28 protein-coding genes and 3 tRNA genes are annotated in these 26,367 nt (G+C 65.2%); 15 read left to right on the forward strand and 16 right to left on the reverse strand.

Annotated elements, in window-relative coordinates; all coding sequences use genetic code 11:
- The 6 genes from RMO23_RS11255 to trpC all read right to left on the reverse strand — a co-directional run.
- Window positions 1-249 (reverse strand): GTP-binding protein (locus tag RMO23_RS11255; RefSeq protein WP_309678019.1); only part of this gene is annotated, 249 nt, incomplete at its 3' end.
- Window positions 250-331: 82 nt separating this feature from the next.
- Window positions 332-406, reverse strand: a tRNA-Thr gene (locus tag RMO23_RS11260).
- Window positions 407-465: 59 nt separating this feature from the next.
- Window positions 466-539: transfer RNA gene (locus tag RMO23_RS11265), tRNA-Gly, on the reverse strand.
- 125 nt (window positions 540-664) lie between these two features.
- Window positions 665-750: transfer RNA gene (locus RMO23_RS11270), tRNA-Tyr, on the reverse strand.
- A 185-nt stretch (window positions 751-935) separates the two neighbouring features.
- Entirely contained in the window at window positions 936-1,673 is a 738-nt protein-coding gene (locus RMO23_RS11275; RefSeq protein ID WP_309681491.1) for a uracil-DNA glycosylase, read from the reverse strand.
- A gap of 15 nt (window positions 1,674-1,688) precedes the next feature.
- Window positions 1,689-2,492 (reverse strand): indole-3-glycerol phosphate synthase TrpC, encoded by an 804-nt coding sequence (gene trpC, locus RMO23_RS11280; protein ID WP_309681493.1) that lies wholly within the window; start codon window positions 2,490-2,492, stop codon window positions 1,689-1,691.
- 175 nt (window positions 2,493-2,667) lie between these two features.
- Here trpC and RMO23_RS11285 point away from each other — a divergent pair, with 175 nt between their 5' ends.
- The 4 genes from RMO23_RS11285 (at window position 2,668) to RMO23_RS11300 (ending at window position 7,683) form a co-directional block, all read left to right on the forward strand.
- Window positions 2,668-3,444 carry an inositol monophosphatase family protein gene (locus RMO23_RS11285; RefSeq protein ID WP_309681495.1) on the forward strand — a complete coding sequence of 259 codons (777 nt, stop codon included), beginning with the start codon at window positions 2,668-2,670 and terminating at the stop codon, window positions 3,442-3,444.
- A gap of 73 nt (window positions 3,445-3,517) precedes the next feature.
- Window positions 3,518-4,552 (forward strand): ABC transporter substrate-binding protein, encoded by a 1,035-nt coding sequence (locus tag RMO23_RS11290; protein WP_309681497.1) that lies wholly within the window; start codon window positions 3,518-3,520, stop codon window positions 4,550-4,552.
- Window positions 4,553-4,666: 114 nt separating this feature from the next.
- Window positions 4,667-6,586, forward strand: a complete 1,920-nt coding sequence (locus RMO23_RS11295) for an iron ABC transporter permease (RefSeq protein ID WP_309681499.1) — start codon at window positions 4,667-4,669, stop codon at window positions 6,584-6,586.
- On the forward strand, window positions 6,583-7,683 hold the full coding sequence (locus RMO23_RS11300) for an ABC transporter ATP-binding protein (RefSeq protein WP_309681501.1): 1,101 nt from the start codon (window positions 6,583-6,585) through the stop codon (window positions 7,681-7,683). The genes RMO23_RS11295 and RMO23_RS11300 overlap by 4 nt, the downstream gene beginning before the upstream one ends.
- 7 nt (window positions 7,684-7,690) lie before the next feature.
- On the opposite strand, the gene trpD is transcribed toward RMO23_RS11300, so the two are convergent.
- From trpD to trpE, 6 genes are read right to left on the reverse strand one after another with little or no spacing between them, the layout of a single operon-like run.
- Window positions 7,691-8,737 (reverse strand): anthranilate phosphoribosyltransferase, encoded by a 1,047-nt coding sequence (gene trpD, locus RMO23_RS11305; protein WP_309681503.1) that lies wholly within the window; start codon window positions 8,735-8,737, stop codon window positions 7,691-7,693.
- Between the two features lie 37 nt (window positions 8,738-8,774).
- On the reverse strand, window positions 8,775-9,440 hold the full coding sequence (locus tag RMO23_RS11310; RefSeq protein WP_309681504.1) for a LysE family translocator: 666 nt from the start codon (window positions 9,438-9,440) through the stop codon (window positions 8,775-8,777).
- A gap of 3 nt (window positions 9,441-9,443) precedes the next feature.
- Window positions 9,444-10,490: a low-specificity L-threonine aldolase gene (ltaE, locus tag RMO23_RS11315; RefSeq protein ID WP_309681506.1), complete on the reverse strand. Its 1,047-nt coding sequence runs from the start codon at window positions 10,488-10,490 to the stop codon at window positions 9,444-9,446.
- A 39-nt stretch (window positions 10,491-10,529) separates the two neighbouring features.
- Entirely contained in the window at window positions 10,530-11,099 is a 570-nt protein-coding gene (locus tag RMO23_RS11320; protein ID WP_309681508.1) for an aminodeoxychorismate/anthranilate synthase component II, read from the reverse strand.
- Window positions 11,096-11,413, reverse strand: a complete 318-nt coding sequence (locus RMO23_RS11325; protein ID WP_309681509.1) for a chorismate mutase — start codon at window positions 11,411-11,413, stop codon at window positions 11,096-11,098. Before RMO23_RS11325 ends, RMO23_RS11320 begins: the two co-directional genes overlap by 4 nt.
- Window positions 11,410-12,909 carry an anthranilate synthase component I gene (trpE, locus tag RMO23_RS11330; RefSeq protein WP_309681542.1) on the reverse strand — a complete coding sequence of 500 codons (1,500 nt, stop codon included), beginning with the start codon at window positions 12,907-12,909 and terminating at the stop codon, window positions 11,410-11,412. Before trpE ends, RMO23_RS11325 begins: the two co-directional genes overlap by 4 nt.
- 495 nt (window positions 12,910-13,404) lie before the next feature.
- Here trpE and RMO23_RS11335 point away from each other — a divergent pair, with 495 nt between their 5' ends.
- The 3 genes from RMO23_RS11335 (at window position 13,405) to RMO23_RS11345 (ending at window position 15,326) form a co-directional block, all read left to right on the forward strand.
- Window positions 13,405-14,013 (forward strand): chalcone isomerase family protein, encoded by a 609-nt coding sequence (locus RMO23_RS11335; RefSeq protein WP_309681511.1) that lies wholly within the window; start codon window positions 13,405-13,407, stop codon window positions 14,011-14,013.
- 33 nt (window positions 14,014-14,046) lie between these two features.
- The gene (locus tag RMO23_RS11340; RefSeq protein WP_309681513.1) at window positions 14,047-14,634 is read left to right on the forward strand and encodes a chalcone isomerase family protein; all 588 of its coding nucleotides are present in this window, start codon (window positions 14,047-14,049) and stop codon (window positions 14,632-14,634) included.
- A 125-nt stretch (window positions 14,635-14,759) separates the two neighbouring features.
- Complete coding sequence (locus RMO23_RS11345; RefSeq protein WP_309681515.1) at window positions 14,760-15,326, forward strand: chalcone isomerase family protein; 567 nt, start codon at window positions 14,760-14,762, stop codon at window positions 15,324-15,326.
- 34 nt (window positions 15,327-15,360) lie between these two features.
- On the opposite strand, the gene gph is transcribed toward RMO23_RS11345, so the two are convergent.
- Complete coding sequence (gph, locus tag RMO23_RS11350; protein ID WP_309681517.1) at window positions 15,361-16,095, reverse strand: phosphoglycolate phosphatase; 735 nt, start codon at window positions 16,093-16,095, stop codon at window positions 15,361-15,363.
- Window positions 16,095-16,790, reverse strand: a complete 696-nt coding sequence (gene rpe / locus RMO23_RS11355) for a ribulose-phosphate 3-epimerase (RefSeq protein ID WP_309681520.1) — start codon at window positions 16,788-16,790, stop codon at window positions 16,095-16,097. Before rpe ends, gph begins: the two co-directional genes overlap by 1 nt.
- A 93-nt stretch (window positions 16,791-16,883) precedes the next feature.
- Here rpe and apaG point away from each other — a divergent pair, with 93 nt between their 5' ends.
- The 8 genes from apaG (at window position 16,884) to RMO23_RS11395 (ending at window position 24,458) form a co-directional block, all read left to right on the forward strand.
- On the forward strand, window positions 16,884-17,279 hold the full coding sequence (gene apaG / locus RMO23_RS11360) for a Co2+/Mg2+ efflux protein ApaG (RefSeq protein WP_309681522.1): 396 nt from the start codon (window positions 16,884-16,886) through the stop codon (window positions 17,277-17,279).
- An 8-nt stretch (window positions 17,280-17,287) separates the two neighbouring features.
- Complete coding sequence (locus tag RMO23_RS11365; protein WP_309681524.1) at window positions 17,288-19,273, forward strand: site-specific recombinase; 1,986 nt, start codon at window positions 17,288-17,290, stop codon at window positions 19,271-19,273.
- A 29-nt stretch (window positions 19,274-19,302) separates the two neighbouring features.
- The gene (locus tag RMO23_RS11370) at window positions 19,303-20,571 is read left to right on the forward strand and encodes a cation:proton antiporter (RefSeq protein WP_309681526.1); all 1,269 of its coding nucleotides are present in this window, start codon (window positions 19,303-19,305) and stop codon (window positions 20,569-20,571) included.
- Window positions 20,561-21,682: a YbdK family carboxylate-amine ligase gene (locus RMO23_RS11375; protein ID WP_309681528.1), complete on the forward strand. Its 1,122-nt coding sequence runs from the start codon at window positions 20,561-20,563 to the stop codon at window positions 21,680-21,682. The genes RMO23_RS11370 and RMO23_RS11375 overlap by 11 nt, the downstream gene beginning before the upstream one ends.
- A gap of 149 nt (window positions 21,683-21,831) precedes the next feature.
- Entirely contained in the window at window positions 21,832-22,815 is a 984-nt protein-coding gene (thiL, locus tag RMO23_RS11380; RefSeq protein WP_309681530.1) for a thiamine-phosphate kinase, read from the forward strand.
- A 44-nt stretch (window positions 22,816-22,859) separates the two neighbouring features.
- Complete coding sequence (locus RMO23_RS11385) at window positions 22,860-23,402, forward strand: phosphatidylglycerophosphatase A (RefSeq protein ID WP_309681532.1); 543 nt, start codon at window positions 22,860-22,862, stop codon at window positions 23,400-23,402.
- The gene (locus RMO23_RS11390; protein WP_309681534.1) at window positions 23,402-23,929 is read left to right on the forward strand and encodes a CinA family protein; all 528 of its coding nucleotides are present in this window, start codon (window positions 23,402-23,404) and stop codon (window positions 23,927-23,929) included. Before RMO23_RS11385 ends, RMO23_RS11390 begins: the two co-directional genes overlap by 1 nt.
- Window positions 23,930-23,966: 37 nt before the next feature.
- Window positions 23,967-24,458 carry a nuclear transport factor 2 family protein gene (locus tag RMO23_RS11395; protein WP_309681536.1) on the forward strand — a complete coding sequence of 164 codons (492 nt, stop codon included), beginning with the start codon at window positions 23,967-23,969 and terminating at the stop codon, window positions 24,456-24,458.
- A 17-nt stretch (window positions 24,459-24,475) separates the two neighbouring features.
- Here the strand turns inward: RMO23_RS11395 and RMO23_RS11400 are convergent, their stop codons facing one another.
- Window positions 24,476-25,459 (reverse strand): response regulator, encoded by a 984-nt coding sequence (locus RMO23_RS11400; RefSeq protein ID WP_309681538.1) that lies wholly within the window; start codon window positions 25,457-25,459, stop codon window positions 24,476-24,478.
- Window positions 25,456-26,367 (reverse strand): HAMP domain-containing sensor histidine kinase (locus RMO23_RS11405; RefSeq protein WP_309681540.1); only part of this gene is annotated, 912 nt, incomplete at its 5' end. The genes RMO23_RS11400 and RMO23_RS11405, both read right to left, overlap by 4 nt.

Here is a 26,367-nt window from a genome sequence, read left to right on the forward strand (position 1 = left end):
GGGGCAGTCGACGTGGGCGTAGTGGCGGTTGGCCGTCTCGTACTCGACGTGGGCGGTGTTGATGGTGATGCCGCGGGCCTTTTCTTCGGGCGCCGCATCGATCTGGTCGTAACCCTTGGCTTCGCCGCCGAATTTGGCCGCAAGCACGGTCGTGATGGCCGCCGTCAGGGTCGTCTTACCGTGGTCCACGTGGCCAATCGTGCCGACGTTGACGTGCGGCTTGGTGCGTGCGAATTTTTCTTTTCCCATTTCAACTCCGAAAAGTTATAAAAACCAGTTACCAACTCAACCAACCACCAAGCCGACCACAACCTTGAGCCGGCTCTAAATATGGTGCCCATTGCGGGAATCGGACCCGCGACCTCTCCCTTACCAAGGGAGTGCTCTGCCACTGAGCCAAATGGGCAAAATCTCAATCACTCTTCACAGCAACCCGGCACAAGATCAACCAGCAAAACAGCCTCATGGAGCGGGAGACGGGAATCGAACCCGCGTCATTAGCTTGGAAGGCTAGGGTTCTACCATTGAACTACTCCCGCGCAGCTCCACTGAATACCGGCTAACTCACGCCAAATCACTACAACTCAAGGCATTTTCCGGCAAAACAGCCAACCACTACCCGAGTCTCTCGCCTGCCTGATTCAACAAAAAATCAATAAAAATCTGGTGGATGAGGCTGGATTCGAACCAGCGTAGGCGTTAGCCAACAGATTTACAGTCTGCCCCCTTTAGCCACTCGGGCACCCATCCTTCAAGCGAACCTCGGATTATGCCACGCTTTCATGTCACTTGGAAGATCTGGTTACACCAAACCACTCAAAAAGTCCTGTGTCCTGGCTGCCCGTCGGTAGCAGCAAACCAGGCCAAAAACAGCCCAATTTTGGCCTCAAGCCCCGATAAAACGTGTTCGAGAGGCTATCAAAAAAGTAGCAGAATCAAAAAATTGGCGACCCGCCAAGCCAGTCGCGGGCCTGCGAAAAATGCCCGCAGCCGGCAAAGGGCAGCGGCGGCCGAAGTGCCGACAGCGGCGAAGGGTGATTGGCCAGCAGCACCTTGTGCCGCGCCGCATCAATCAGTGCAAGCTTGCTTTGCGCATGGGCGCCCCACAGCATGAACACCACCGGCCGCTCGCCGGCCGAAACATGGTGGATCAGGGCATCGGTCAACTGCTCCCAGCCGCGCCCCGAATGGCTGGCAGGGTGGCCCTCCTCCACGGTCAGGCAGGTATTGAGCAGCAACACTCCCTGGCCGGCCCAGCGCACCAGGCTGCCGCCGGGCACCGGGAAAGGCGGCGGCGGCGTGCCCAGATCGCGCTCAAGCTCCTTGAAGACATTGCGCAGCGACGGCGGCAGGCGCACGCCGGGCGCCACCGAAAAGGCCAGCCCCTCGGCCTGACCGCAGCCGTGATAGGGATCCTGCCCAAGGATGACAACCCGCACCTGCTCGGGTGGGGTGAGTTCCAGCGCGCGCAGCGGTTGTGGCGGAAAAATGACGGAATTTTCAGCCAGCCGGTGACGCAAAAATTCCAGCAGCGTCTGTCCCGCGGCACTGGCAAAAAAAGCCTCGGTCAAGGGTCGCCAGCCGGTCGCCACCGGCCAGCGAGTCGGATCTGCGCCGGTCAGGCGGTCAGCCGCACCGGCTGCCAACGGCTCCCCAAACAAGGCGCCTTGCATGGCGATGGCCCGACCTCAAGCCCCAAACAGTTGCGCCAAAGCAACGCCCGGATCCTCGGCGCGCATGAAGGCTTCGCCCACCAGGAAAGCGTTGACCCCGGCCTCACGCATGCGCTGCACATCGGCGGGCGTCGCAATACCCGACTCGGTGACCAGCAGCCGGTCGGCCGGCACCCGCGCCAGCAGGCCCAGGGTGGTGTCCAGCGACACCTCAAAGGTCTTGAGGTTGCGGTTGTTGATGCCGATCAGCGGGGTCTTGAGCTTGAGCGCGCGCCCGAGTTCGGCCTCGTCATGCACCTCGACCAGCACCGCCATGTCCAGCGACATCGCCAGCGCTTCCAGGTCTTTCATCTGCGCATCGTCCAGACAGGCAGCGATCAGCAAGATGCAGTCTGCCCCCATGACGCGGGATTCATACACCTGGTAGGCGTCGACCATAAAGTCTTTTCGCAACACCGGCAGCGCGCAGGATGCCCTGGCCTGCTTCAGGTAATCCACGCTACCCTGAAAAAACTGCCTGTCCGTCAGCACCGAGAGGCAGGCCGCGCTGATTTTTCCGTCACCCTCGGCATAGCTCTGGGCAATGTCGGCCGGTATGAAGTCGGCCCGCAGCACGCCCCTGGACGGACTGGCCTTCTTGATCTCGGCAATCACGGCCGCTTTGCCCGCCGCAATCTTCGCGCGCAGCGCGCCTGCAAAATCACGCGTCAGCACCCGCGATTCGGCGTCTTCACGCATGATGGCCAGGGGCTTGCGCTTGAGCGCAGCTGCAATTTCTTCGTGCTTGACGGCAACGATTTGGTTCAGGATGTCAGACATGGCCTTATTGTTGCAGATGCGACCCGCGCGGCCCAGCCAAGGGATTTGTCCGGCACGCAAAGAAAAAAGCCGCGATCGGATGGCCAGCCTCCAGCACTTTTGGGTGTTCAATGCCGATGTGGCACGCTAGGGGCCACCTGCTCACCAACCCTCCAACCGTCTAATTTTAAAAGCCATGAACACACTGACCCATGCCATTGAAGCGATTGTCCGTGCCGCCGGCGCCATGATGCGTGACGCCTTCAACGACCCGGACAAGCCGGCCTATTCGCTCAAGGGCCGGCAGGACTACCTGACCGTGACCGACGGGGCGGTCGAGCGCTTTGTGCGGGCCGAAATCGAGCGGCGTTTTCCGGGCGATGCGGTGCTCGGCGAAGAGGACGGCGGCGCGGTGACGGCCGCCCGGCTCTGGATCGTGGATCCGATCGACGGCACGGCCAATTTTGCGCGCCAGATTCCGCATTTCTGCATTTCGCTGGGCCTGCTGGTCGACGGGCGGCTCGAAGCCGGTGCGATCTACGAACCCATGCACGATGAGCTGTTCATCGCCCAGCGCGGCCAGGGCGCCTGGTGCAACGGCGAACGCATGCGGGTCAGCGAGCTGACCGAACTGCCCGCCGCCACCCTGGAAATCGGCTGGTCAGCCCGGCTGCCGGCCGCACCCTATCTGGCGCTGGTGCTGCGCGGCATGGAGGCGGGCTGCTCGGTGCGCCGCGCCGGCTCGGGGGCACTGGGCCTGGCCTATGTGGCGGCCGGGCGCAGCGAGGCCTATGCCGAGGCGCACATCAATGCCTGGGATGTGGCCGCCGGCTTGCTGCTGGTCGAGGAGGCCGGCGGCCGCGTCAATGATTTCTGGACCGCTGACGCGTTGACCCAGGGCAATCCGGTGCTGGCCACCAATCGGCGGCTGGCGGCCGAACTAAGCGTTTTAACGGGTATCGGCCTGAAGTGATGCTTGCTACCCTGCGTGCATCACCTGTCGCGGGTGACTGACGCTCGACTTCACATGACAAAGAGGCAACACCATGAAGACTTCCAAATTCAAATCACTGGCGCTGGCGGTAATGGCCGCCGGCTCGTTCGCCAGCCCGGCCGCCCAGGCCGCGGACGAGCTGGTGGTCTATTGCAATGTGCAGGAGGAGTGGTGCCGGCCCATGGTGGCCGCCTTTGAAAAGGCCACCGGCATCAAGGTTTCGATGACGCGCAAGAGCTCGGGCGAAACCTATGCCCAGATCAAGGCGGAATCGGCCAACCCGCGCGGCGACATCTGGTGGGGTGGCACCGGCGACCCGCACCTGCAGGCCGCGGAAGAGGGGCTGACCGAGACCTATCGCTCCCCGAAACTGGCCGACCTGCAGCCCTGGGCGGTGCGTCAGGCCGAGGCGTCCAAATACCGCACCGTCGGCATTTACGCTGGCGCGCTGGGCTTCAGCTTTAACACGCCGGAACTGGCCAAGCGCAAGCTGCCTGAGCCCAAATGCTGGGCCGACCTGATCAAGCCGGAGTTCAAGGGTGAGGTGCAGGTGGCCAATCCCAATTCGTCGGGCACCTCTTACACCATGCTGGCCACGCTGGTGCAAATCATGGGCGAAGACAAGGCTTTTGATTACCTGAAGGCCTTGCACCGCAACATCAACCAGTACACCAAATCGGGGGCCGCCCCCGCCCGCGCCGCGGCGACCGGCGAGAGCATTGTCGGCATCACCTTTTTGCATGACGCCGTGACCAACGCGGTGGCCGGAGCGCCGGTCAAGGTGGTGGCACCGTGCGAAGGCACCGGCTACGAAATCGGCAGCATGAGCATCATCAAAGGCGCCAAAAACCTGGAAAACGCCAAAAAATGGTACGACTGGGCCCTCACGCCCGAGGCCCAGGCCATCGCCGTTGTCGCCCACTCCTACCAGGTGCCGTCCAACAAAAATGCGCAAACCCCGCCACAGGCGCCCAAGTTGTCGGACATCAAGCTGATCGACTACAACTTTGCCAAGTACGGCGCCTCGGCAGAGCGCACCCGGCTGCTGACCAAGTGGGACAAGGACGTAGGCGCCCTGCCGAAATAAGCCGCCGCCCGGTCAGACCGGCCCACGCCGCTCGCCGCATCGTGCCGCGAGCGGTTTTTGTATCCGCGCCAGCATGCACGACCGCCTAACACCTTGCCAGAAAGCAGGCTCCCCTTGAATGCTCTCGCCCTCCCCCCCGCGGCCAAGGCCAGAAGCTTTGCCGACCCCTACGGCTGGCTGCTGACCCTGCTGGCGGCCGCGGCCGCCGTGATGCTGATGCCCTGGACAGTGTCCTCCGGCTATGTCGCCATCGGCTGCCTGCTGGCGGGCCTGGCCAGCTGGTTCGCGACCCGCGCCGGCGCCTTCAAGAGTGACTCCACCATCGCCGGCACGGTCTGCGTCATTTCGCTGCTGCTGGTGATTTTTGTGGTCTATCCGATCGGGCGCATGCTGCTGGCGGCCTTTGTCGACGAACGCGGCCAGTGGGTGGTGGGCAATGCGCTGGCCCGGTTTTTCAACCAGGACGTATGGGGCGTGGGTTGCGTGACCGGCCAGGTGCGTTGCGGCGTTGCCATCAACTCGTTGGTGCTGGCGATTCTGGCCGGCCTGGGCAGCACGCTGTTCGGTTTTGCGTTGGCCTTGCTGGCCGAGCGCGGCGGCCAGCGCTTTCGCCAGGGTCTGCGGGTGCTGTCCATCCTGCCGGTGGTAACGCCGCCATTTGTGATTGGCCTGGCCATCATCATCTTGTTTGGCCGCACCGGCGTGGTGACGCAGCTGCTGAGCGACCTGTTTGCCATTCCACGCTCGCGCTGGATTTATGGCCTGCCCGGCGTGCTGCTGGCGCAGGTGATCTGCTTCACGCCGCTGTCGTTTTTATTGATCAGCGGCGCGGTGCGGCTGGTCAGCCCGACACTGGAGGAAGCCGGCCAGGTGCTGCGCGGCTCGCGCTGGCATGTGTTTCGCACCGTCACCTGGCCGCTGGTGCGCCCGGCCATTGCCAATGCGTTTTTGCTGGGCTTTGTCGAAAGCCTGGCCGATTTTGCCAATCCGCTGGTGCTGTCGGGCAATTTCGAGGTGCTGTCGACCAAGATTTTCTTTGCGATTGCCGGTGCGCAGCACGATGCCTCGCGCGCCGCGATTCTGGCGCTGACCCTGCTGCTGCTGACGGTCGGGGTGTTCGCGCTGCAGCAGCGCTGGCTCGGCAAGGCGTCTTACACCTCGGTCGGCGGCAAGGGCGACAGCGGCTTTGCGGCACCCTTGCCGAACGGCGTGAAATGGGGTGCGATTGCGCTGGTGCTGCCCTGGACGCTGCTGACCGTGATTTGCTACGGCATCATCTTGCTGGGCGGCGTGGTCAAGGACATTGGGCGCTTTGACCTCACGCCCTCGCTGGCGCACTTTGCCACCGGCTTCGGCATCGACTGGGGGGTACGCGGCCTGGTGTTTACCGGCTCGGCCTGGGACAGCCTGTTCACCACGCTGGGCGTGGCCACCGTCGCCGCGCCGGTGACCACGGCGCTGGGCGTGCTGGCCGGCTATGTGGTGAGCCGCCATGTGTTCAAGGGCAGGCGCTCCTTCGAGTTTCTGACCATGGTGAACTTTGCCGTGCCGGGCACGGTGATTGGCGTGGCCTACATCGTGGCCTTTAACGTGCCGCCGCTTGAATTTACCGGCACCTTCGCCATCATTGTGCTGTGCCTGACCTTTCGCAACATGCCGGTGGGCGTGCGCGCCACGGTGGCCGCGCTGTCGCAACTGGACCGCTCGCTTGACGAGGCCTCGTCGACGCTGCGCGCCAGCACCTCGCGCACTTTTTTGCGCGTCATCCTGCCCTTGCTGCGCCCCGCCATCATCGCCAGCCTGGTGTTCAGCTTCACGCATGCCATCACGGCGGTCAGCGCGGTGATTTTCCTCGCCACCGCCAGGCACAACATGGCCACGGTCTATATCGCCGGCCGGGTCGAGATTGGCGAATATGCGCTGGCCATTGCCTACTCGTCGGTGCTGATGGTGATCATGCTGGCCTGCGTGCTGATGATCCAGCGCTTTGTCGGCAGCGCCGAGCTGGGCCGGCGCGCCCTGGTATCGGCATGACCCCCCAAAAAATGACAGTACAGGAGCACCCCACCATGGCCCAGTCACCCACCGCGGTTGAATTCCGGCAGGTCGTCAAGCGTTTTGGCAAGGTGGTGGCGCTGCACCCGCTGGACCTGACGATCGCCAAGGGCGAACTCGTCACCCTGCTCGGCCCCTCGGGCTGCGGCAAAACCACCTTGCTGCGGCTGATTGCCGGACTCGAGCTGCCCTCGCAGGGCAGCATCCGCATCGATGGCCGAGACGTCACCGGCAGCTCAGCCAACCAGCGCGATGTCAGCCTGGTGTTTCAGTCCTATGCGCTGTTTCCGCACATGAGCTCGCTCGACAACGTTTGCTACGGCCTGCTGGCCTCGGGCATGAAGAAGGCGCAGGCGATTGAGCTGGCGCTGGCCAAGATGGAACTGCTGGGCATCGCCGATCTGGGCGGGCGGCTGTCGTCGGAGCTGTCGGGCGGGCAGCAGCAGCGCGTGGCGGTGGCGCGCTCGCTGGTGCTGGAGCCGGCGGTGCTGATGTTTGACGAGCCGCTGTCCAATCTGGACGCCAAGCTGCGCCGCAAGGTGCGCCAGGACATCCGCGACCTGCAGCAAAACCTGAACCTGACGGTGGTTTACGTCACACACGACCAGGAAGAAGCGCTGGCCGTGTCGGACCGGATCGTGGTGATGGAAAAAGGCCGCATCATCACCATCGGCAGCCCGCGCGAGCTGTATGAGGCGCCCAGCACCCGCTTTGTGGCGGACTTCATTGGCGACGCCAACCTGATTGACGGAGAGCTGGCCAGCGCCAACGGGCAGCGGGTTTTCCGGGCCGAGAACGTTGAGTTGTCGGTGCTGCCCCCACTCGGCATGCCGGACGGCCCGGTGGCGCTGGCGATCCGGCCGCACCGCATCCGCCTGGGCGAGCTGGCCGGCAGCGTGCTGGCCGGCACGCTGCTGCGCCAGGCCTACCTCGGCAGCCGGATTGAAAGCCTGGTGGCGACGCCGCTCGGTGAGCTGCTGGTGTTCAGCGACGCCCTGCTGGCCGCGCCCGTGCCGGGGGCCAGCGTGGGCCTGCATTTTGCGCCTGGCGATGCCCGGGTGACGGCCCGCGCCTAGCGCCGGTTCACGGCGCGGCGCTTGCCGCGGTCGCCGCCACCAGCTGCGCCAGCTTGGCCTTGGCCGCGCCCGATTCGATGGCCATGCGCGCCTGGGTTATGCCCTCCTGGATCGACGCGGCCACGTTGGCCGCATACAGCGCGGCACCGGCATTGAGCATGACGATGTCGCGCGCCGCACCGGGCTGGTTGTCCAGCACACCCAGCAGCATGGCTTTGGACTGCTCGGCCGTCTCGACCCGCAGCGTGCGGTTGCTGGCCATCGGCAGCCTGAAGTCTTCCGGGTGAATCTCGTATTCGGAAATCTGTCCGTTCTTCAGCTCGCCGACGACCGTGGCCGCGCCCAGGCTGACTTCGTCCATGCCGTCCCTGCCGTACACCACCAGCGCATGCTCGGCGCCCAGGCGCTGCAGCGCCCGCACCTGGATGCCGACCAGGTCCGGGTGGAACACACCCATCAGGATGTTGGGTGCGCTGGCCGGGTTGGTCAGCGGGCCCAGAATATTGAAGATGGTGCGCACGCCCAGCTCCTTGCGGATGGGGGCGACGTTTTTCATGGCCGGGTGGTGATTCGGCGCAAACATGAAGCCGACGCCGACCTGCTCGATGCAGCGCGCAATCGCCTCGGGCGGCAGGTTGATGTTGATGCCCAGCAATTCCATCACGTCGGCGCTGCCCGACTTGCTGCTGACGCTGCGCCCGCCGTGCTTGGCGGTCTTGGCGCCGGCCGCCGCCGCCACAAACATGGCGCAGGTCGAAATATTGAAGGTATGCGAGCCGTCGCCGCCGGTGCCGACGATATCGACCAGATGGGTCTTGTCGGCCACCTGCACCTTGGTCGAAAACTCGCGCATCACCTGGGCGGCGGCGGTGATTTCGCCAATCGTTTCCTTCTTGACGCGCAGCCCGGTGACCAGCGCCGCCATCATCACCGGCGACATCTCGCCGCTCATGATCAGCCGCATGATGTGCAGCATCTCGTCGTGGAAAATCTCGCGGTGCTCGATGGTGCGCTGCAGCGCTTCCTGCGGGGTGATCTGGTGGCTGTTGGGCATGATCTGTCTCCTGGTTTGTTGTGGATGAGGACCGGCGTCAGGGGGGCGGGTTGTCGCTCAAGGCCAGTTTGAGGCCAAAGCCTATGAACATCAGGCCGGCGGCGCGTTCCAGCTTATGCATGCCGCGCTGGACCGCCCCCACGCGCCGCGCCAGCCAGGCCGCCGCCAGCGCCCAGCCGATGTTGACCCACAGGCCATTGAAGTTGAACAGCAGCCCCAGTAGCAAAAACGCCAGCGGCTTGTTCTGCACGCCGGGCGCAATGAACTGCGGCACAAAGGCCAGAAAGAACAGCGCCACCTTGGGATTGAGCGCATTCGTCCAGAAACCCTGAAAAAACACGTCTTTTAGCGCCGTAGCCCCCGTACCATGCGCATCATCAGCTACTGAATTAATAGCAGATGGCGCCCCTTCGGCGGGCGCCCGGGCCAGCAACAGGCGCAGCCCCACATAGACCAGGTAGGCCGCGCCGGCCCACTTGAGGAGGGTGAAGGCAGTAGCGGACGCCGCCATCAGCGCACTCACGCCCACCGCCGCGGCAAAGATGTGCACAAAGCAGCCGGCGGTGACGCCAAAAGCCGCCACCACGCCGGCGCGGGCGCCCGAGCGCAGGGCGCTGGTCACGATGTAGAGCACATCCGGTCCCGGCGTCAGGTTCAGTAGCAGCCCGGCGGCGATGAACAGAAGCAACGGGTCCAGCGCCATGGCCTAGCCTTTGAAAAATTCACGGACCGCCGCCACCGCCCGGTCCACGCCCGCCGCATCGACATCCAGGTGCGTCACAAAGCGCAGCCGGTAAAGGCCCGTGGCCGCAATGCCGTGGTCGGCCAGGTGCTTGAGCAGCGCTTCGGACTGGTTTCTGGCCGCCCCCGTCAAATCCACAAACACGATGTTGGTCTGCGGCGCCTCGACCTCAAGACCCGCCATGCCCGCCAAGCCATCGGCCAGTCGCCGGGCCAGCGCATGGTCCTCGGCCAGCCGTTCGATGTGATGGTCCAGCGCATGCGAGGCCGCAGCCGCCAGCATGCCGGCCTGGCGCATGCCGCCGCCGGCCATCTTGCGGATGCGATGCGCCCGCGCGATGAACTCCCGCGAGCCGCACAGCGCCGAACCGATGGGCGCGCCCAGCCCCTTGCTGAAGCAGACCGAGACGCTGTCAAAGCAACGGGCGATGCGGATTGCCTCGGTCTGAGCATCGCTACCGGTGTGCGCAGCCTGCGCCACCGCCGCGTTGAACAGCCGGGCACCGTCCAGATGGCGACCGAGCCCCCTGGACTTGGCCAGCCCGGTGGCCTGCTGCAAGTAGTCAAACGGCAGCAGCTTGCCGCCCAGCGTGTTTTCGAGCGCCAGCAAACGGGTGCGCGCGAAATGCGCGTCGTCGGGCTTGATGGCGGCCTCGATGTCGGCCAAGGCCAGCGTGCCGTCGGCCTGGTGGTTCAGCGGCTGCGGCTGCACGCTGCCCAGCACCGCCGCGCCGCCGCCTTCCCAGCGGTAGCAATGCGCCTGCTGGCCGACGATGTATTCGTCGCCGCGCTGGCAATGGCTCAAAATCGCGCAGAGGTTGCTTTGCGTGCCGGTGGGCACGAACAGCGCGGCCTCAAAACCCAGCATGGCGGCGATTTTTTCCTGCAGCGCGTTGACGCTGGGGTCGCCGGCAAACACATCGTCGCCCAGCGGTGCCGCCATCATGGCGGCCCGCATCGCCGCTGTCGGCTGCGTGACGGTATCGCTTCTCAGGTCAACAATTTTGGTCATTCAGGCCTCTGGTCCATGTATTACGGGCGTTAGCAGCTATTATTTTTGTAGCAAAAAGTTCTTCAGCAGGGCGTGGCCATGCTCGGTCAGGATGGACTCCGGATGGAACTGCACGCCCTGAATCGGCAGCGTTTTGTGGCGCACGCCCATGATTTCGCCGTCGTCGGTCCAGGCCGTGATGGCCAGCACCTCGGGGCAGGACGATTTTTCAATCGCGAGCGAGTGGTAGCGATTCACCACGAACTGCTCGGGCAAATCCGCAAACACGCCTTCTTGCGTGGTGGTGATCACGCTGGTCTTGCCGTGCATCAGCTGCCGGGCACGCACAATCTCGCCGCCAAAGGCCGCGCCTATCGCCTGATGCCCCAGGCAGACCCCCAGAATCGGCAGCTTGCCGGCAAAGTGCTGAATCGCGGCGACCGAAATGCCGGCCTCGGCCGGCGAACACGGGCCAGGCGACACCACCAGCAGGTCGGGCGCGCGGGCGGCAATGCCGGCCAGCGTGATCTCGTCATTGCGAAACACCTCGACCTCGGCTCCCAGCTCGCCGAAATACTGCACGATGTTGTAGGTAAAGCTGTCGTAGTTGTCGATCATCAGCAGTTTCATGATCCGGCCCCTTCATTCAGTCGCGTGAACTCGCCACGCTCAAACTCGATAAACGCGTCGATCATGGCGCGGTAGGTCGCTTCCATGACGGCCTCCGGGGCGCCGGCCTCGCGGGCCTGCGCGCGCACGCGGGCTATGATGAACTCGATGCGCGGGCCGTCAAATATCTGGCTGGCACTTTGCTTGATACGCGCGGCCTGGGCCACGTAGCCGCTGCGCTCGGCCAGCAGGGCCACGATGCGGTCATCGAGCGCGTCGATGTGCTCACGCACGTCGGCTAGGGTGTTGCAATGCAGAGCAGGAGCCGGTTTCATTCCAGACCCTCCTCGACCAGCTCGGAGGCCCGCAGCAACGCACGCGCCTTGGCCTCGGTTTCCTTCCATTCCAGCTCGGGCACCGAATCGGCCACCACCCCGGCCGCGGCCTGCACATACAGCATCTGGTCCTTGATGATGCCGGTGCGAATCGCAATCGCCACATCCATGTCGCCGGCGTAACTGAGGTAGCCGCAGGCGCCGCCATAGAGACCGCGCTTGGTCGGCTCGAGCTGGTCGATGATCTCCATCGCATGCACCTTGGGCGCGCCGGTCAGCGTGCCGGCCGGAAAACTGGCCTTGAGCACGTCCATGCTGGTCATGCCGTCCAGCAGCACGCCTTCGACATTGCTGACGATGTGCATCACATGGCTGTAGCGCTCAACGGCAAAGGCTTCGGTCACCTTCACCGTGCCGGTTTTGGCGATACGGCCGATGTCGTTGCGCGCCAGGTCAATCAGCATGACATGCTCGGCGCGCTCTTTCGGGTCGTTGATCAGTTCCTGCTCGACCGCCTTGTCGGCCTCGGGCGAGGAGGCGCGCGGCCGCGTGCCGGCCAGCGGACGAATCGTGATCTTTTGACCTTCTTCGGTTTTTTCCTGCCGCACCAGAATCTCCGGCGACGCGCCCACCACATGGAAATCACCGAAGTGGTAGTAATACATATAGGGGCTGGGGTTGAGCGCGCGCAGCGCGCGGTACAGGCTCAGCGGCGACTCGGTGTAGCGCTTCTTGATGCGCTGGCCGACCTGCACCTGCATGAAGTCACCGGCCTCGATGAGTTTTTTGGCGCGCTCTACGGCGGCGATGTAGTCGGCCTTGGCAAAGTCGCGCTCGGCCGGATAGCCCTGCGAAGGCTTGACCACGGGGGCGCTGACCGAATACTTGAGCTGCTCCCTGAGTTCGCGCAGGCGTTTCTTGGCGTTGGCATAGGCTTCGGGACGCGCCGGGTCGGCGTAGACAATCAAGTAAAGCTTGCCCGAGAGGTTGTCGATCACCGCCAGCTCTTCGCACTGCAGCAGCAAAATGTCGGGGCAGCCCAGGGTGTCGGGCGGGCAGGAGGCCTCGAGCTTTTTCTCGATGTAGCGCACCGCGTCATAGCCGAAGTAGCCAGCCAGTCCGCCACAAAAGCGCGGCAGGCCGGGCCGCAACGCCACCTTGAAGCGTTTCTGGTAGTCGCTGATGAAATCGAGCGGGTTTTGCCGCGAGGTTTCCATCACCTGGTCATCGGTAACAACCTCGGTGAGCAGGTCCGGGCCAAAACCGGAGGATCGCACCAGGGTTCGCGCCGGCAGGCCGATAAAGCTGTAGCGGCCAAAGCGTTCGCCACCGACAACGGATTCCAGCAAAAAACTGTACTTGCCGCCGTCCTTGGAATGCGCCAGCTTGAGGTAGAGCGAGAGCGGGGTTTCGAGGTCGGCGAACGCCTCCAGCATCAGCGGAATGCGGTTGTAGCCCTGGCTGGCCAGGCTTTTAAATTCGAGTTCGGTAATCACAGTGGGTTCCTTCACGCGGGGCCGGTGCGGGTGGGCGGCGGCGCCTGTCATTCAAAACGCCCCGAAACTGCGGGGCCAAGGTGGTGGGGCTGCAAGCATGGATCGCTCCGGGCCGGGGCGGCATCAGCATCTGGTGCGGGCGCTGCGGCCAAAGCACCAGTCAGGCTATATCAGGCTGACCGGCGGACGCCGCAGGCGCGCGGGGCGTGACAGGTACGCCAGGGCCAGGCTCCCCGGTCGCCTTGACCTGTCTGCACGATGCGGTGAATGAACATCGTTGGAGTGTAGCAAAGGCTGCGGCGCCCCGATACGCGGCGCCAGGCCCTTTTGAGCCGGAACAAATGGACAATCAAGTTGCAGCACCACCACTGGCGGCCGCTATTTATTGGCAGCATCGCACACAAGGCCCATGTTTGCGCACCAGCCCAGTGCGCAGGCTGCCTGGCGCGGGCATCATTCGGCCCCATGAACACGACAACACACCCGGCACGGTCAGTGCCACACCTTTCTGGCTTCAGCAAATGGCTGGTGCTGACCGCCCTGGCTTTGTGCGGCTTCCTGCCCATCACCGCAACGTCCGCAGCCACCGTGGAAATCGCCGGCGTCAAGGTCAGCGACGCGGCCGAAGTGGCCGGCGCCAATCTGGTGCTCAATGGCGCCGGCGTGCGTTACAAGGGGCCGTTCAAGGTCTACACCGCGGCTTTGTACATGAACAAAAAGGCCTCCACACCCGAAGCCGTGCACGCCGCAGGCGGCGCCAAGCGCGTGGTGTTGACCATGCTGCGCGAGATCGATTCGCGTGAGCTCGGCAATCTGTTCATGCGCAGCATGGAAAACAACACCCCGAAAAACGACCTGCTCAAGGTCCTGCCGTCGCTGCCGCGCATGGGCGACATCTTTGCCGAGCAAAAGAAGATGGCGCCTGGCGACGCGATCACCATTGACTGGATACCCGGCACCGGCATGGTGCTGAGCGCCAAGGGCAAGGTCCTGGGCCAGCCCTTCAAGGAGTCAGAGTTCTTTCACGCCATGCTGGGCATCTGGATTGGCAAGGACCCGGCCGACTGGATGCTCAAGGATGCGCTGCTGGGCGTCACCAAATAACCCGACCATCCCCATTTAACCCGCCACACCTCCATGAAAACAAAAATCATCCTCGCGCTGTTTCTGGGCGCCACCCTGATCGCCTTGCAGGCGCAGGCCAGCATCGTCGAAGTCAATGGCGTCAAGCTGGAAGACCGGGTCGACATCAGGGGTAGCAGCCTGCAGCTCAATGGCAGCGGCGTGCGCAGCAAGGATGGGCTGGCGGTTTACAACGCCGCGCTGTACCTGAGCCAGAAAGCCGCCACCACCGATGCGGTGCTGGCCGGTCCGGGCAGCAAGCGCCTGTCACTGACCATGCTGCGCGATGTCAAATCCGACGAACTGGGCCGGCTGTTCACCCACCGCATGGACGACAACGCCGGCAAGGGTTCGCTGTCCAGGATGGTGCCAGGGCTGATTCACATGGGCCAGATTTTTTCGCAGCATCAAAAGCTCAGGGCCGGGGAAACCGTCACCATCGACTGGCTGCCCAACGAAGGCATCCTGATTTCCGTCAAGGGCCAGGCTCAGGGCCTGCCGTTCAACGACCCCGAGTTTTCCAGCGCCCTGATGAAAATCTGGCTGGGCAACAGCCCGGCCGACTTGCAGCTCAAGGACGCGCTGCTGGGCAAGAGAATCTGAGAATCCGGGCGGGAAAACCCTCTTGTTTGACCTTCTCGCGGGCAGCAGAATGAACCCCTAAAAAAGAACGGTCGTTCTTTTTTAATCCATCAAGGGGAATATTTTTGACTTTATCCAAGCAATGCATGACGGGCCTGGCCGGTCTGCTGCTGTCACTGGCCGCGCTGGCCGCGCCGGTCGAGATTTCCGGCATCAAACTCGATGACCCGGTCGATGTTCGCGGCACGCCGCTTCAGCTCAATGGTGCCGGGGTGCGCTACAAGGCCGTCTTCAAGGTCTATGTGGCGGCCCTGTACCTGGGCAAAAAGGCCGCGACGCCCGAAGAGGTGTATGCCGCCACCGGCCCCAAGCGCATCAGCGTGACGCTGCTGCGCGAGATTGACTCCAACGAACTCGGCAAGGCCTTTACCAAGGGCTTCGAAGAGAACACGCCCAAGGGCGAGGTCGTGAAACTGATTCCCGGCCTCGTCAGAATGGGCCAGATTTTTGCCGACCAGAAAAAGCTGCTGCCCGGCGAAAACTTCACGATTGACTGGATACCCGGCACGGGCGCCATCATCACGGTCAAGGGCAAGCCCCAGGGCGAGCCCTTCAAGGAGGTGGAATTCTTCAACGCCCTGACCCGCATCTGGGTCGGGCCGCAGCCAGCCGACTGGAAACTCAAGGAGGCCATGCTGGGCAAGGCCGCCTGAACCTGGCGCTGACGGCGGGATTTCGCAGCGGGGCCTAGCGCCCCGTTGTCGTTTCTGCCCGCAAAAAAGTGGCGATATCGGCCAGCGAATCGACAAAGCCGTCCGCGTCCACCGCCCGCACCGGCTCACCGTGGTTGTAGCCATAAGTCACCAGCAGCACCGGGCAACCGGCCGCGCGCGCCGCCCGGGCGTCGTTGCTGGAGTCGCCAATCATCAGGGTGCGGGCCGGCGGGCTGCCCAGCGCCGCGCAGGTTTTGAGCAGCGGCAAGGGGTCGGGCTTTTTGCGCTCGAAGGAATCGCCGCCAAACACCTCGCTGAAAAACCCGTCCAGTCCCTTGAGCCTGAGCAGCGAACGGGCAAACGCCACCGGCTTGTTGGTCAGGCAGGCGAGCTTCAGGCCGGCCTGCTGCAAGGCCTGCAGCCCCTGCGGCGCGCCGGGGTAGAGCGCCGCGTGCTGGCCGTTGATGGCATGGTAGTGGCGCTGGTAGCTGACATAGGCCAGGTCAAAGCTTGCTATGAATTTAATAGCTTGTGGCGCCCGTTCTGCCTGGGCCAGGACGAGATTCAGCACCGATTTAATCAAATTTTCGGAGCCCTTGCCGACCAGCGGCTCGACCGTGGCCGCATCGAGCCGGGCGCCGGCCTGCAGATCGGCCAGCATCGCGTTGATGGCGGCCACAAAATCGCCCAGCGTGTCGACCAGGGTGCCGTCCAGGTCGACCATGGCGGCGTCAAACCGGGAGCTCCGGGAGCTTTCAGGATCGCGCATTACCGCGCCAGTTCCCGCCGCATGGCGTCGATCACGCCCTTGTAATCGGTCTTGCCGAAGATCGCGCTGCCAGCCACAAAGGTGTCGGCGCCGGCGGCGGCGACGCGGGCAATGTTGTCGGTTTTGATGCCGCCGTCGACTTCCAGGCGAATGTCCTTGCCCGAGGCGGCTATGCGCTTCCTGGCCTGTTCAATCTTGCGCAACGCCGAATCAATAAAACTTTGCCCGCCAAAGCCGGGGTTGACGCTCATGATCAGGATCAGGTCGATGTCGTCTATCACCCAGTCCAGCACCTCCATGCTGGAGGCTGGGTTGAACACCAGCCCGGCCTTGCAGCCCCTGGCCTTGATGGCCTGCACGCTGCGGTGCACATGGCCGGAGGCTTCGGGGTGAAAGCTGATCAGGTCGGCCCCGGCGTCGGCAAAAGCGGCGGCCAGCGCGTCCACGGGCTGCACCATCAGGTGCACATCGATCGGCACGGCCGTGCCATCGGCGGTCTTGGCATGCGGTTTGAGGGCCTGGCAAATCATCGGGCCAAAGGTCAGGTTGGGCACGTAATGGTTGTCCATCACGTCAAAATGGATCCAGTCGGCCCCGGCCGCGATGACGGCCTTGAGCTCGTCGCCCAGGCGGGCGAAGTCTGCCGACAAAATGGAGGGGGCAATCCGGTAGGTGGGCGCGGTGATTTTAGGCATGGCAGGATTGTCGCAGCAAGCCGGCCGCGTCAGCGCCCCGTCACACGGCCGGCAATCAGGGCGGTTAACATCAGGTCACTAGTCCTTACCACCATGCCAAGCTACCAATTTACCTGCGAAGTCAGTCCCCACTACCTGCCGGAGCAATCTGCGCCCGAGCAGGATGTCTACGGCTTTGCCTACACCGTCACGGTCACCAACACCGGCAACGCGACGGCGCAGCTGATTTCGCGCCACTGGGTCATCAGCGATGCCAACGGCCATACCGAAGAGGTCAAGGGCCTGGGCGTGGTCGGCCACCAGCCGCTGCTCAAGCCCGGCGAGTCCTTTCAGTACACCAGCGGCTCGCGCCTGCGCACGGCCAGCGGCACCATGCACGGCAGCTATTTTTGCGTGGCCGAGGATGGCACGCGCTTTGAGGCGGAGATCCCGATGTTTGTGCTGCAGGCGCAGCAGGGCGACGCGCCGCCGCATCGGGTGCTGCATTAACGCTGCCGATGAAGGGACTTCCCGCCCTGCTCAGCGCGCTGGACCCGCAGGCCGACCTGGCCGGGCGCCATGTCTGGCTGATCAAGCTGTTTGAATGGATACGCGGCGACCAGAGCTCGCCGCAAGCGTCCGTGGCGCGGGTGCAGGCCTTCATGGACGCGGTGCAGCTGCAGCCCGAGCTGCAGACGCGGCTGCAGGCCTGGTGGCTGACGCTGCTGCAAACCGTCGACATCACCACCTTGCTGGCCGATTTTGGCTTTGCGCCGCGCACCGCCTTTGTCAGCGAGCTGGCCGAGCGCCTGCGCCGCAAGCTGCTGCCCGGCACGCCCGAAACCACCGACGCGTCAGAGCTGTTTCCGCTGGTGGCCCCGACCCGCTTTGATGCGCAGTGGCTGGCCGCCCTGCCGGAAAAACAGGTCAGGGAGCTGGCGGCGCTGCTGTCGGCCCACCCGGCGCTGGACACCCTGCGCTGGCAGCGCAGCCTGATGGACGCGCTGACCTACTGCACGGCGCAAATCCGCGCCACCGGTTTTGCGCCCGAGTTGCGTCTGCGCATGGCCGGCGGCTCCGAGCATGTGCGGGCCTTTCATGACCTGCCGGCCGATGTGCAGGAGCTGCGCAAGGCGTTTTTTGACGCCAGACACGACGAGCTGGCCCAGGATGCCGACCTGCTGGCGGCGGTGACGCAATACCGCGAACGGCTCGACGCCTGCCGCCAGGCCGTCAACAGCATTTATGCGCATGTCGAGGAAAACGGCATTTCACTGGGCATGGTGTTTCGCCTGCGCCAGCTGCGCGCGCGCATGGTGCGGGTGCGCGAGCTGCTCGATGCCCTGCTCTCGCCCAAACCGGCCATGGCGGCACTCAAGCTGCTGGGGCGCCGGGTCGTGACCGGGCAGGAAAACAAGAGCATCAGCGCCCTGATCAGCACCAATTCGACCTTGCTGTCGGCCAAGATGGCCGAGCGCAGCGCCGAAACCGGCGAGCACTACATCACCCGCAACCGCGGCGAGTACCGGGAAATGCTGGGCAAGGCCATGGGCGGCGGCTCCGTCACCGCGCTCACCACGCTGCTGAAGTTTGCGGTGGTGGCCGTCGGCCTGTCGGCCTTCTGGAGCGGCTTTTGGGCCAGCGTGGTGTATGCCGGCACCTTCATCATGATCCAGCTGCTGCATTTCACGCTGGCCACCAAGCAGCCGGCCATGACCGCGCCGGCCATGGCGGCCAAACTGAAAGACCTCGACACCGGCGATGCAAGCCACGCTGCCCGTAAGGTGGAAGAATTCGTCGACGAGGTCGCGAATCTGGTGCGCTCCCAGGTGGCGGCGGTGTTCGGCAACGTCTTCATGGTGGTGCCGGCCGTGCTGCTGGTCAACACCGGCATTTGGCTGCTGCTGGGCCGGCCCATGATTGGCCCCGAAGAGGCGCGGCATGTGCTGGCCACGCTGACCCTGCTCGGGCCAACGCTGCTGTGGGCCGGGTTCACCGGCATCATCCTGTTTGCGGCCAGCATGATCGCCGGCTGGACCGAAAACTGGTTTGTGCTGCACCGCCTCGATTCGGCGCTGCGCTACAACCCGCGCATCACCGGCGTGCTGGGCACCGCGCGGGCGGCGCGCTGGTCGGCCTTTCTGCGCGACAACATCTCGGGCTTTGCCTCCAACATCGCGCTGGGCTTCATGCTGGGCCTGATTCCGGCCTTCACCGGTTTTTTCGGCGTCGAGCTGCAGGCGCGCCACGTCACGCTGTCGACCGGGCAACTGGCGGCGGCCGGGGCCTCGCTCGGGCTGGAGGCCTTCCACAGCCCGGCCATCTGGTGGTGCATGGCCGCCATTCCGCTGATTGGCGCGCTCAATCTGGGCGTGAGTTTTTACTTTGCCTTTCGGCTGGCGCTGCAGGCGCACAATGTCAGCCGTGTCGACCGGGCGCGCATCCGCAACGCCATCTGGGCCCGCTGGCGCAGCCATCCGCGCAGTTTCTTCGTGCCTGAATAACTACCAACCCGAGTGGAGACCCACCCCGCATGAATGAATTCCTCGCCATCTGGGCCGAATGGATCAAGCCATCGGCCGGATTGCCGACGGTGCAGTGGTCGATTCTGCTGGCGCTGGCCGCCGCCTCGGGCCACCTCGTGCACCGCTACACCGGCCTGCCCAAGGTCATTGGCTACTCGGTCATAGGCGCTTTTGCCGGCCTGGCCGGCTTTACCGGCGCGGTCTGGCCGCTGCAGGGCACGGGCCTGTTTCTGCTGGAACTCGGCGTGGCGGTGGTGCTGTTTGAGGCCGGCGGCCGGATTCCGCTGCGCTGGTTTCGCCACAACCCGATGGTGCTGGTGCAAAGCCTGGCCGAATCGGCGCTGACCTTCCTCCTGGTGCGCTGGGCGCTTGACCAGATGGGGGTGCGCGAAATCGTGGCCGAGTCGCTGGCGCTGCTGGCCATGGCCGCCTCGCCCGCCGTGCTGTCGCGCGTGGTCATCGACACCCGCGCCGCCGGCCCGGTGACGGAGCGCGCGCTGGTACTGTCCACCCTCAGTACCCTGTATGCGCTGACGCTGTGCAGCGCGCGCGCCGGCATGATGCCGCGCGGCGACCCCGACGCGGCCAGCCTGGCCGCCACGCTGTACCCGGTGCTGGTGGTGCTGGGGCTGTCGGTGGTGGTCGGCGCCGCGCTGGCGCTAGTCCTGCGCACCGCGCTGCGCGTGATGAGCCCGACCAGCGAGAACACCGCCATTTTGCTGCTGGCCATGATTGCGGCGGGCGCGGCGCTGGCCGCCCACTTTGGCGGCTCGGCCCCGCTGGCGGCGCTGCTGGGCGGCATGCTGCTCAAGCAGCTCAACCCGCGCCCCTGGTCCTGGCCACGCCAAATGGGCACGGCGTCGTCCATGCTCACCATGCTGATGTTTGTGCTGGTCTCGGTGGTGGCGGCGCAGGCCGACTGGAGCGGTCCGGTGGCCAGTCTGGTGCTGGCACTGGTGGCGGCGCGCATGCTGGCCAAGATTGCCGGCGTGGCGCTGGGCAATGTCGGCAGCGGCGCCAGCTGGAAGCAGGCGCTGTGGCTGGGCTGCGCCATGTCGCCGATGTCGTCGGTGGCGCTGCTGCTGGTGTCGCAGTTCGTCGCCGCGTCCGGCCCGGTGGGGCGGCAGATTGCCGGCGTGGCCCTGCCGGCGATTTTGCTGATGGAGGTGCTGGGCGCGATTCTGGCCACGTTGGCCATTTACCGCACCGGCGAAAGCTCCACGCCCTGGCCGCCGCCGCGGCGCAGCACGCCCGCAGGAATTCCCCATGAGTCTTGAACCGTTCCAGAAATCGGCCGCCCTGTCGCTGGGTGTGGAGCTTGAGCTGCAGCTCGTCAACACCCACGACTATGACCTGGCGCCCTATGCCGAGGACATGCTGCGCCTGATGCACAAGACGCCGCTGCCCGGCAGCGTGGTGCCCGAGATGACCTCGAGCATGATTGAAATTTCGACCGGCGTTTGCCAGTCGTCGTCGGAGGTGCTGGGCCAGCTGTCGCAGATCCGCGATGCACTGGTCAAAAGCGCCGACAAGCTCAATATTGCGGTGGTGGGCGGCGGCACCCACCCGTTTCAGCAGTGGCACGAGCGCCGCATTTACGACAAGCCGCGCTTTCGCGAATTGCACGAGCTCTACGGCTACCTGTCCAAGCAGTTCACGGTTTTTGGCCAGCATGTGCATGTCGGCTGCCCCGACGCCGACAGCGCCCTGCTGACACTGCACCGCATGTCGCGCTACATTCCGCACTTTATTGCGCTGTCGGCCTCCAGCCCCTATGTGCAGGGCCAGGACACGGCCTTTGACTCGGCCCGACTCAATTCGGTGTTTGCCTTTCCGCTGTCGGGCCGCGCGCCGTTTGCGCTGACCTGGGACGAGTTCACCGTCTACTTTGACAAGATGACGCACACCGGCGTGGTCAAGAGCATGAAGGATTTTTACTGGGACATCCGGCCCAAGCCCGAGTTCGGCACCATCGAGATCCGCGTCTTTGACACCCCGCTCACGGTCGAGCGCGCCACCGCGCTGTCGGGCTATGTGCAGTCGCTGGCCGCCTGGTTCATGCAGGACCAGCCCTTCATGCCGGCCGAGGACGATTACCTGGTCTACACCTACAACCGCTTCCAGGCCTGCCGCTTTGGCCTGGACGCGGTGTATGTGGATCCGGCCACCGGCAGCCACATGCCGCTGCGCGAACACATCCTGATGACCATGGGCCATATTGACCGCCACGCGGCCAGCGTCGGCGCCGGCGCCGCGATTCACCTGCTGCGCACCAGCGTGGACCGCGCCGACAACGACGCCCGCTGGCTGCGCGAGAAGCAGGGCGAGGAACACCTGCTGGCCGAGGTCATCCGGCAGGCGGCGCAGCGCTTTCGCGGAATGAATTGATCCCCCCTTGAGTCGCTTCGCACCTTCCCCCCACGGGGACGCCGCCAGTGGCCGGGCAAAGCCCGTTCCACGGCGGCCGCCGGCTTGGCTTGCGCCAGTCCCATGCGGCGCGGATGATGCGCAATACAATGGAAAACCAAGCTCAGCCTATGAGTGAATTTGACCTGATTGCACGCTATTTCACGCGCCCGGCGCAGCCGCCGGGGCGCGCCGCGCTGGGCGTGGGCGACGACTGCGCGCTGCTGCGGCTGACGCCCGGCATGCAGCTGGCGGTTTCCAGCGACATGCTGGTCGAGGGCCGGCATTTTTTTGCCGATGTCGACCCGGCCGCGCTGGGCCACAAGGCGCTGGCCGTCAACCTGAGCGACCTGGCCGCCTGCGGCGCCGCACCGCTGGCCTTCACGCTGGCACTGGCGCTGCCGCGCGCCGACGAGGCCTGGCTGGCGCCGTTTTCACGCGGCCTGTTGGCCCTGGCCGATGGCCACGGCTGCGAACTGGTGGGCGGCGACACCACGCAGGGACCGCTCAACCTCTGCATCACGGTGTTTGGCGAAGTGCCGCCCGGCCAAGCCCTGCTGCGCTCGGGCGCCCAAGCCGGTGACGATGTCTACGTCAGCGGCACGCTGGGCGATGCGCGGCTGGCGCTGCAAGCCCTGCGCGGCAGCCTCAAGCTGCCCGCCGACCTGCTGGCCCAGGCCAGAATCCGGCTGGAGCAACCGACACCGCGCGTGGCGCTGGGCCAGGCGCTGCGCGGCATCGCCTCGGCGGCCATCGACGTGAGCGACGGCCTGCTCGGCGACCACGGCCACCTCCTGAAGCAGTCCGGCGTGGGGGCCCGCATCGACACCTCGATTGCTATTAATTTAATAGCTGCAAGCACATATTCCAACTGGGCCGGAGGCATTATTTCTTCCCAAAAGCAGCTGGAATGCGTGCTGGCCGGCGGTGACGACTACGAACTGGCCTTCAGCGCCCCGCCATCGGCCCGCGAAGCCGTGCAGGCCGCGTCGCGCCAGGCCGGCACGCCAGTGACCCGCATCGGCCGCATCGAGGCCGAGCCCGGCTTGCGGCTGGTCGATGGCGACGGCAAGCTCCTGGCTGGGCGTTTTGCCTCGTTTGACCACTTTGCCTGAGGCCGACCACGCCGCGCCTTTCCCCCTTGTCCTTTTCTCTCACCATGACCGACACCCCGCCCCTGCTGACCGACGACGCGCCCGCCGCCGCCGCGCCACGACCCACGGCCAAATTCTTGCTGGCCCACCCGGCGCATTTCATCGCGCTGGGTTTTGGCTCCGGCCTGAGCCCGCTGGCCCCCGGCACGGCCGGCACGCTGTGGGCCTGGCTGGCCTACCTGGTGCTGCAGCGCTGGCTGAACCCCGCCGAGATGGGCTGGCTGATTGGGGCCTCGACGCTGGTCGGCTGGTGGGCCTGCACCGTCACGGCCCGCAACCTGCGGGTGCTGGACCCCGGCAACATCGTCTGGGACGAGGTGGTGGCTTTCTGGCTGGTGCTGTGGCTGGTGATGCCGGCCGGCTTGTGGGGCCAGCTGATTGCCTTTGGCCTGTTCCGGTTTTTTGACGCGGTGAAACCCGGCCCGGTGGCCTGGGCCGACCAGCGCTTCAAGGGTTTTGATGCGCGCGGCGGCTTCGGCATCCTGTTCGACGACCTGGTGGCGGCGTTCTGCACGCTGCTGGTGATTGCATTGTGGAAAATTCTTTGATGCCAGTCTTGCTATCAAAAGATGAGCTGCCTGTGCCCGTTCTTGTTGGGCTGGTGGCCGATTTTCTTCTCAAAAAGGGCTGGCTGCTGGCGACCGCCGAAAGCTGCACCGGCGGGCTGATTGCCGGTGCCTGCACCGACCTGGCGGGCTCGAGCAACTGGTTTGAACGCGGCTTTGTCAGCTATTCGAACGCAGCGAAAACCGAACTGCTGGACGTCGGTGCGGCGCTGATTGCGCAGCACGGCGCGGTCAGCGAGCCGGTGGTGCGCGCCATGGCGGCGGGCGCCCTGCAGCATTCGCGGGCGCAGGTGGCGCTGGCGGTGACCGGTGTCGCCGGCCCGACAGGCGGCAGTATCGCCAAGCCGGTGGGCACGGTATGGTTTGGTTTTGCTTTGTCGGGTCAGCCGGGGCGGTCGGGGCAACTGGTGTCCGAGCTTCAGCGCTTTGAGGGCGACCGCGCCGCCGTGCGGTCGGCCACGGTGCAGCATGCCTTGCGGCGGCTGCTTGAGCTGCTGCAGGCACCCTGATATAACCCCGCCCTGCCCAGTGCGCCCAGGAGTCCAGATGCACCCGAACCAGACCCGGCTTGAGAACTTTTACACCGCCTTTGCCCACCTCGACGCCGACACCATGGCGGCCTGCTATGCCCCCGATGCGCAGTTTGACGATGAGGCGTTTTCGCTGCGCGGGCAGGCCGAGGTGACCGGCATGTGGCGCATGTTGTGCGATGCGACCCGGGCCAGGGGCGCCGATGTTTGGCAGCTGACCTACAGCGACATAGCGGCCGACGCGCGCAGCGGCAAGGCCCACTGGGAGGCCAGCTACCGCTTCAGCGCCACCGGCCGCATGGTGCACAACATCATCGACGGGGTGTTCGAGTTCAACGACGCGGGGCTGATCACGCGCCACCGCGACCGCTTCGATTTCTGGGCCTGGTCGCGCCAGGCACTGGGCCCGCCCGGCCTGCTGCTGGGCTGGACGCCCTTTTTGCGCGGCAAGGTCAGGGCCCAGGCGGCGGCCAATCTGAAAAAGTACCTGGCCCAGCGCCCAGCCTGACCCTTAAGCGAGAAGAACTACCTGTCCAGCGGGCCTTCGGCAAACTGCTCAATCACACGCTCCAGCCAGTCCGGCGGCGGCGCGGCTTCTTCAGGGGCCGATGCGGCCCGCAGCGTCCATTCGCCGGCCGCGCCACCTTCTGCCACTTTCAGCTCAACCGGTGCGTTCCACCACAGCAGCCAGGCCAGCCAGGCGCTGGCACCGTCTGGCGGCACTTCGCCGGGCGCGGCGTCCAGCAGGGCCGTTAGCGGCGCCGCGGCGGACAAGCGCACGCTGTCGCCTTGCGCCTGCCCGCCCAGCGCCTGCGCCAGCAGCGCAAAGGCGCGCTCCGGCGTGCGGTCGTCGCCAAATTCGTCCTGCCAGCGCCCCAGCGCCTGGGCAATCGCGATGCCGCGCCTGGCCTCGGCCTGCAACAGCCCCGCATGGTCCCACTGATGCCAGGCAAGGTCGGACATGTGGCAGCCGGCCGCCAGCGCGGTGCGGGCGTAGCGGTGCAGGGCGGCGTTGCTGTCAGCCCGCACCACACCCGCGCCCAGCATGGCCAGGCTGGCCAGGCGGCTGCCCAGCAGTTGCTGCTGCTGCACCAGCAGTTTCTCGCGCAGCAGATGGTCGCGCTCGTTGCGCAGCTGGGCCAGTTCCAGCGCGTTGCGCAGGTCGGCGTGCAGGCTGGCCAGCTCCCAGGGCTTGGTGATGTAGCGGTAGATTTCGCCACTGTTGATGGCCTCGATCGCCTCCCCGAGTTCGGAGTAGGCGGTGGTCAGCATGCGCACGATGCGCGGATGAAATTCGCGCGTGTAGCGCAGCAGCTCGTTGCCATGCGCGCCGGGCATGCGCTGGTCGGTCACCAGCACGGCGATTTCGTCGCCGCGCTCACGCAGCACCGCCTTGCCCTGCTCCACCGACAGCGCGGTGATGACGGGGGCCAGCGGACTGACCAGGCGTTCAAAATACTTGAGCGCCATGGGTTCGTCGTCTACATACAGAATTTTGTCGGCGCTCATGGTTCAGCCCTCTCCAGGTGGTCGTCAGGTTTGAATAACAGGGTAACGCCGGCACCGTGGCCCGGCTCGGAACGGACCTCGATCAGCCCGCCCATGGACTGCACCACGCGCCGGCAAAACAGCAGGCCCATGCCGCTGCCGCCCTGGGCGGCGCGGGTGGTCACCGGCTCGTGCGTCAGTTTTTTGAGGACTTCGGGCGCAATGCCGGGGCCGTTGTCGGTGAAACGAATGGCAAAGTGCTGCTCCTGGGTGTGCGTGCCCGGCACATGCGCCAGCGCGATGTGCAGGTTGGGCTGGGCGCCGCCGCGCAGGGCGAACAAGGCGTTTTTGGTCAGGGTGCACAGCACCAGGTAAAGCAGGTCGCGCTGGCCCGGCAGCTCAAAATCGGCGCGCAGGTCGCAACTGACCCAGGCACGCTCGTCGTTCTCGAACGGGTACTCGTTCAGCAACGCGCCGACCAGGCGGCTGGCCTGCAGCGGCGCCGGCGCCGAGCCGGGGTAGGCGTCGCGCGCCGACTGCACAAAGGTGGCCACCAGCGACAGCGCGTACTGCGTGCGGCGCTCGGCCGCCTCGATCATGGCGAGCGCGTCGCCGGGGCGCTTTTCCGCAAAGCGGGCAGCCTCAACCGGCGCCTGCGGCTCAGCGGCGAGGTAGCGGCTTTTCAGGGCCTCCATGTAGCCCAGGACGGTGGCCAGCGGGGTGTTCAGCTCGTGCGCCAGAAAGCCCAGCGTCTCGCGCATCGCCCCCGCCCGGCTCTCGACCAGCGCATGCTCCTGCTCGCGCTGGCGAAAGATCTCCAGCGCCTCGTGCAGCACCGCGCGCACCTGCTGCTCGTCAAACGGCTTTTCCAGAATCTGCATCACCCGGCCCTGGTTGATCGCGGCGACGGCCACGTCTTTTTCGGCATA

It is taken from the genome of Polaromonas sp., from assembly GCF_031411155.1.
GTDB lineage: Bacteria > Pseudomonadota > Gammaproteobacteria > Burkholderiales > Burkholderiaceae_C > Polaromonas.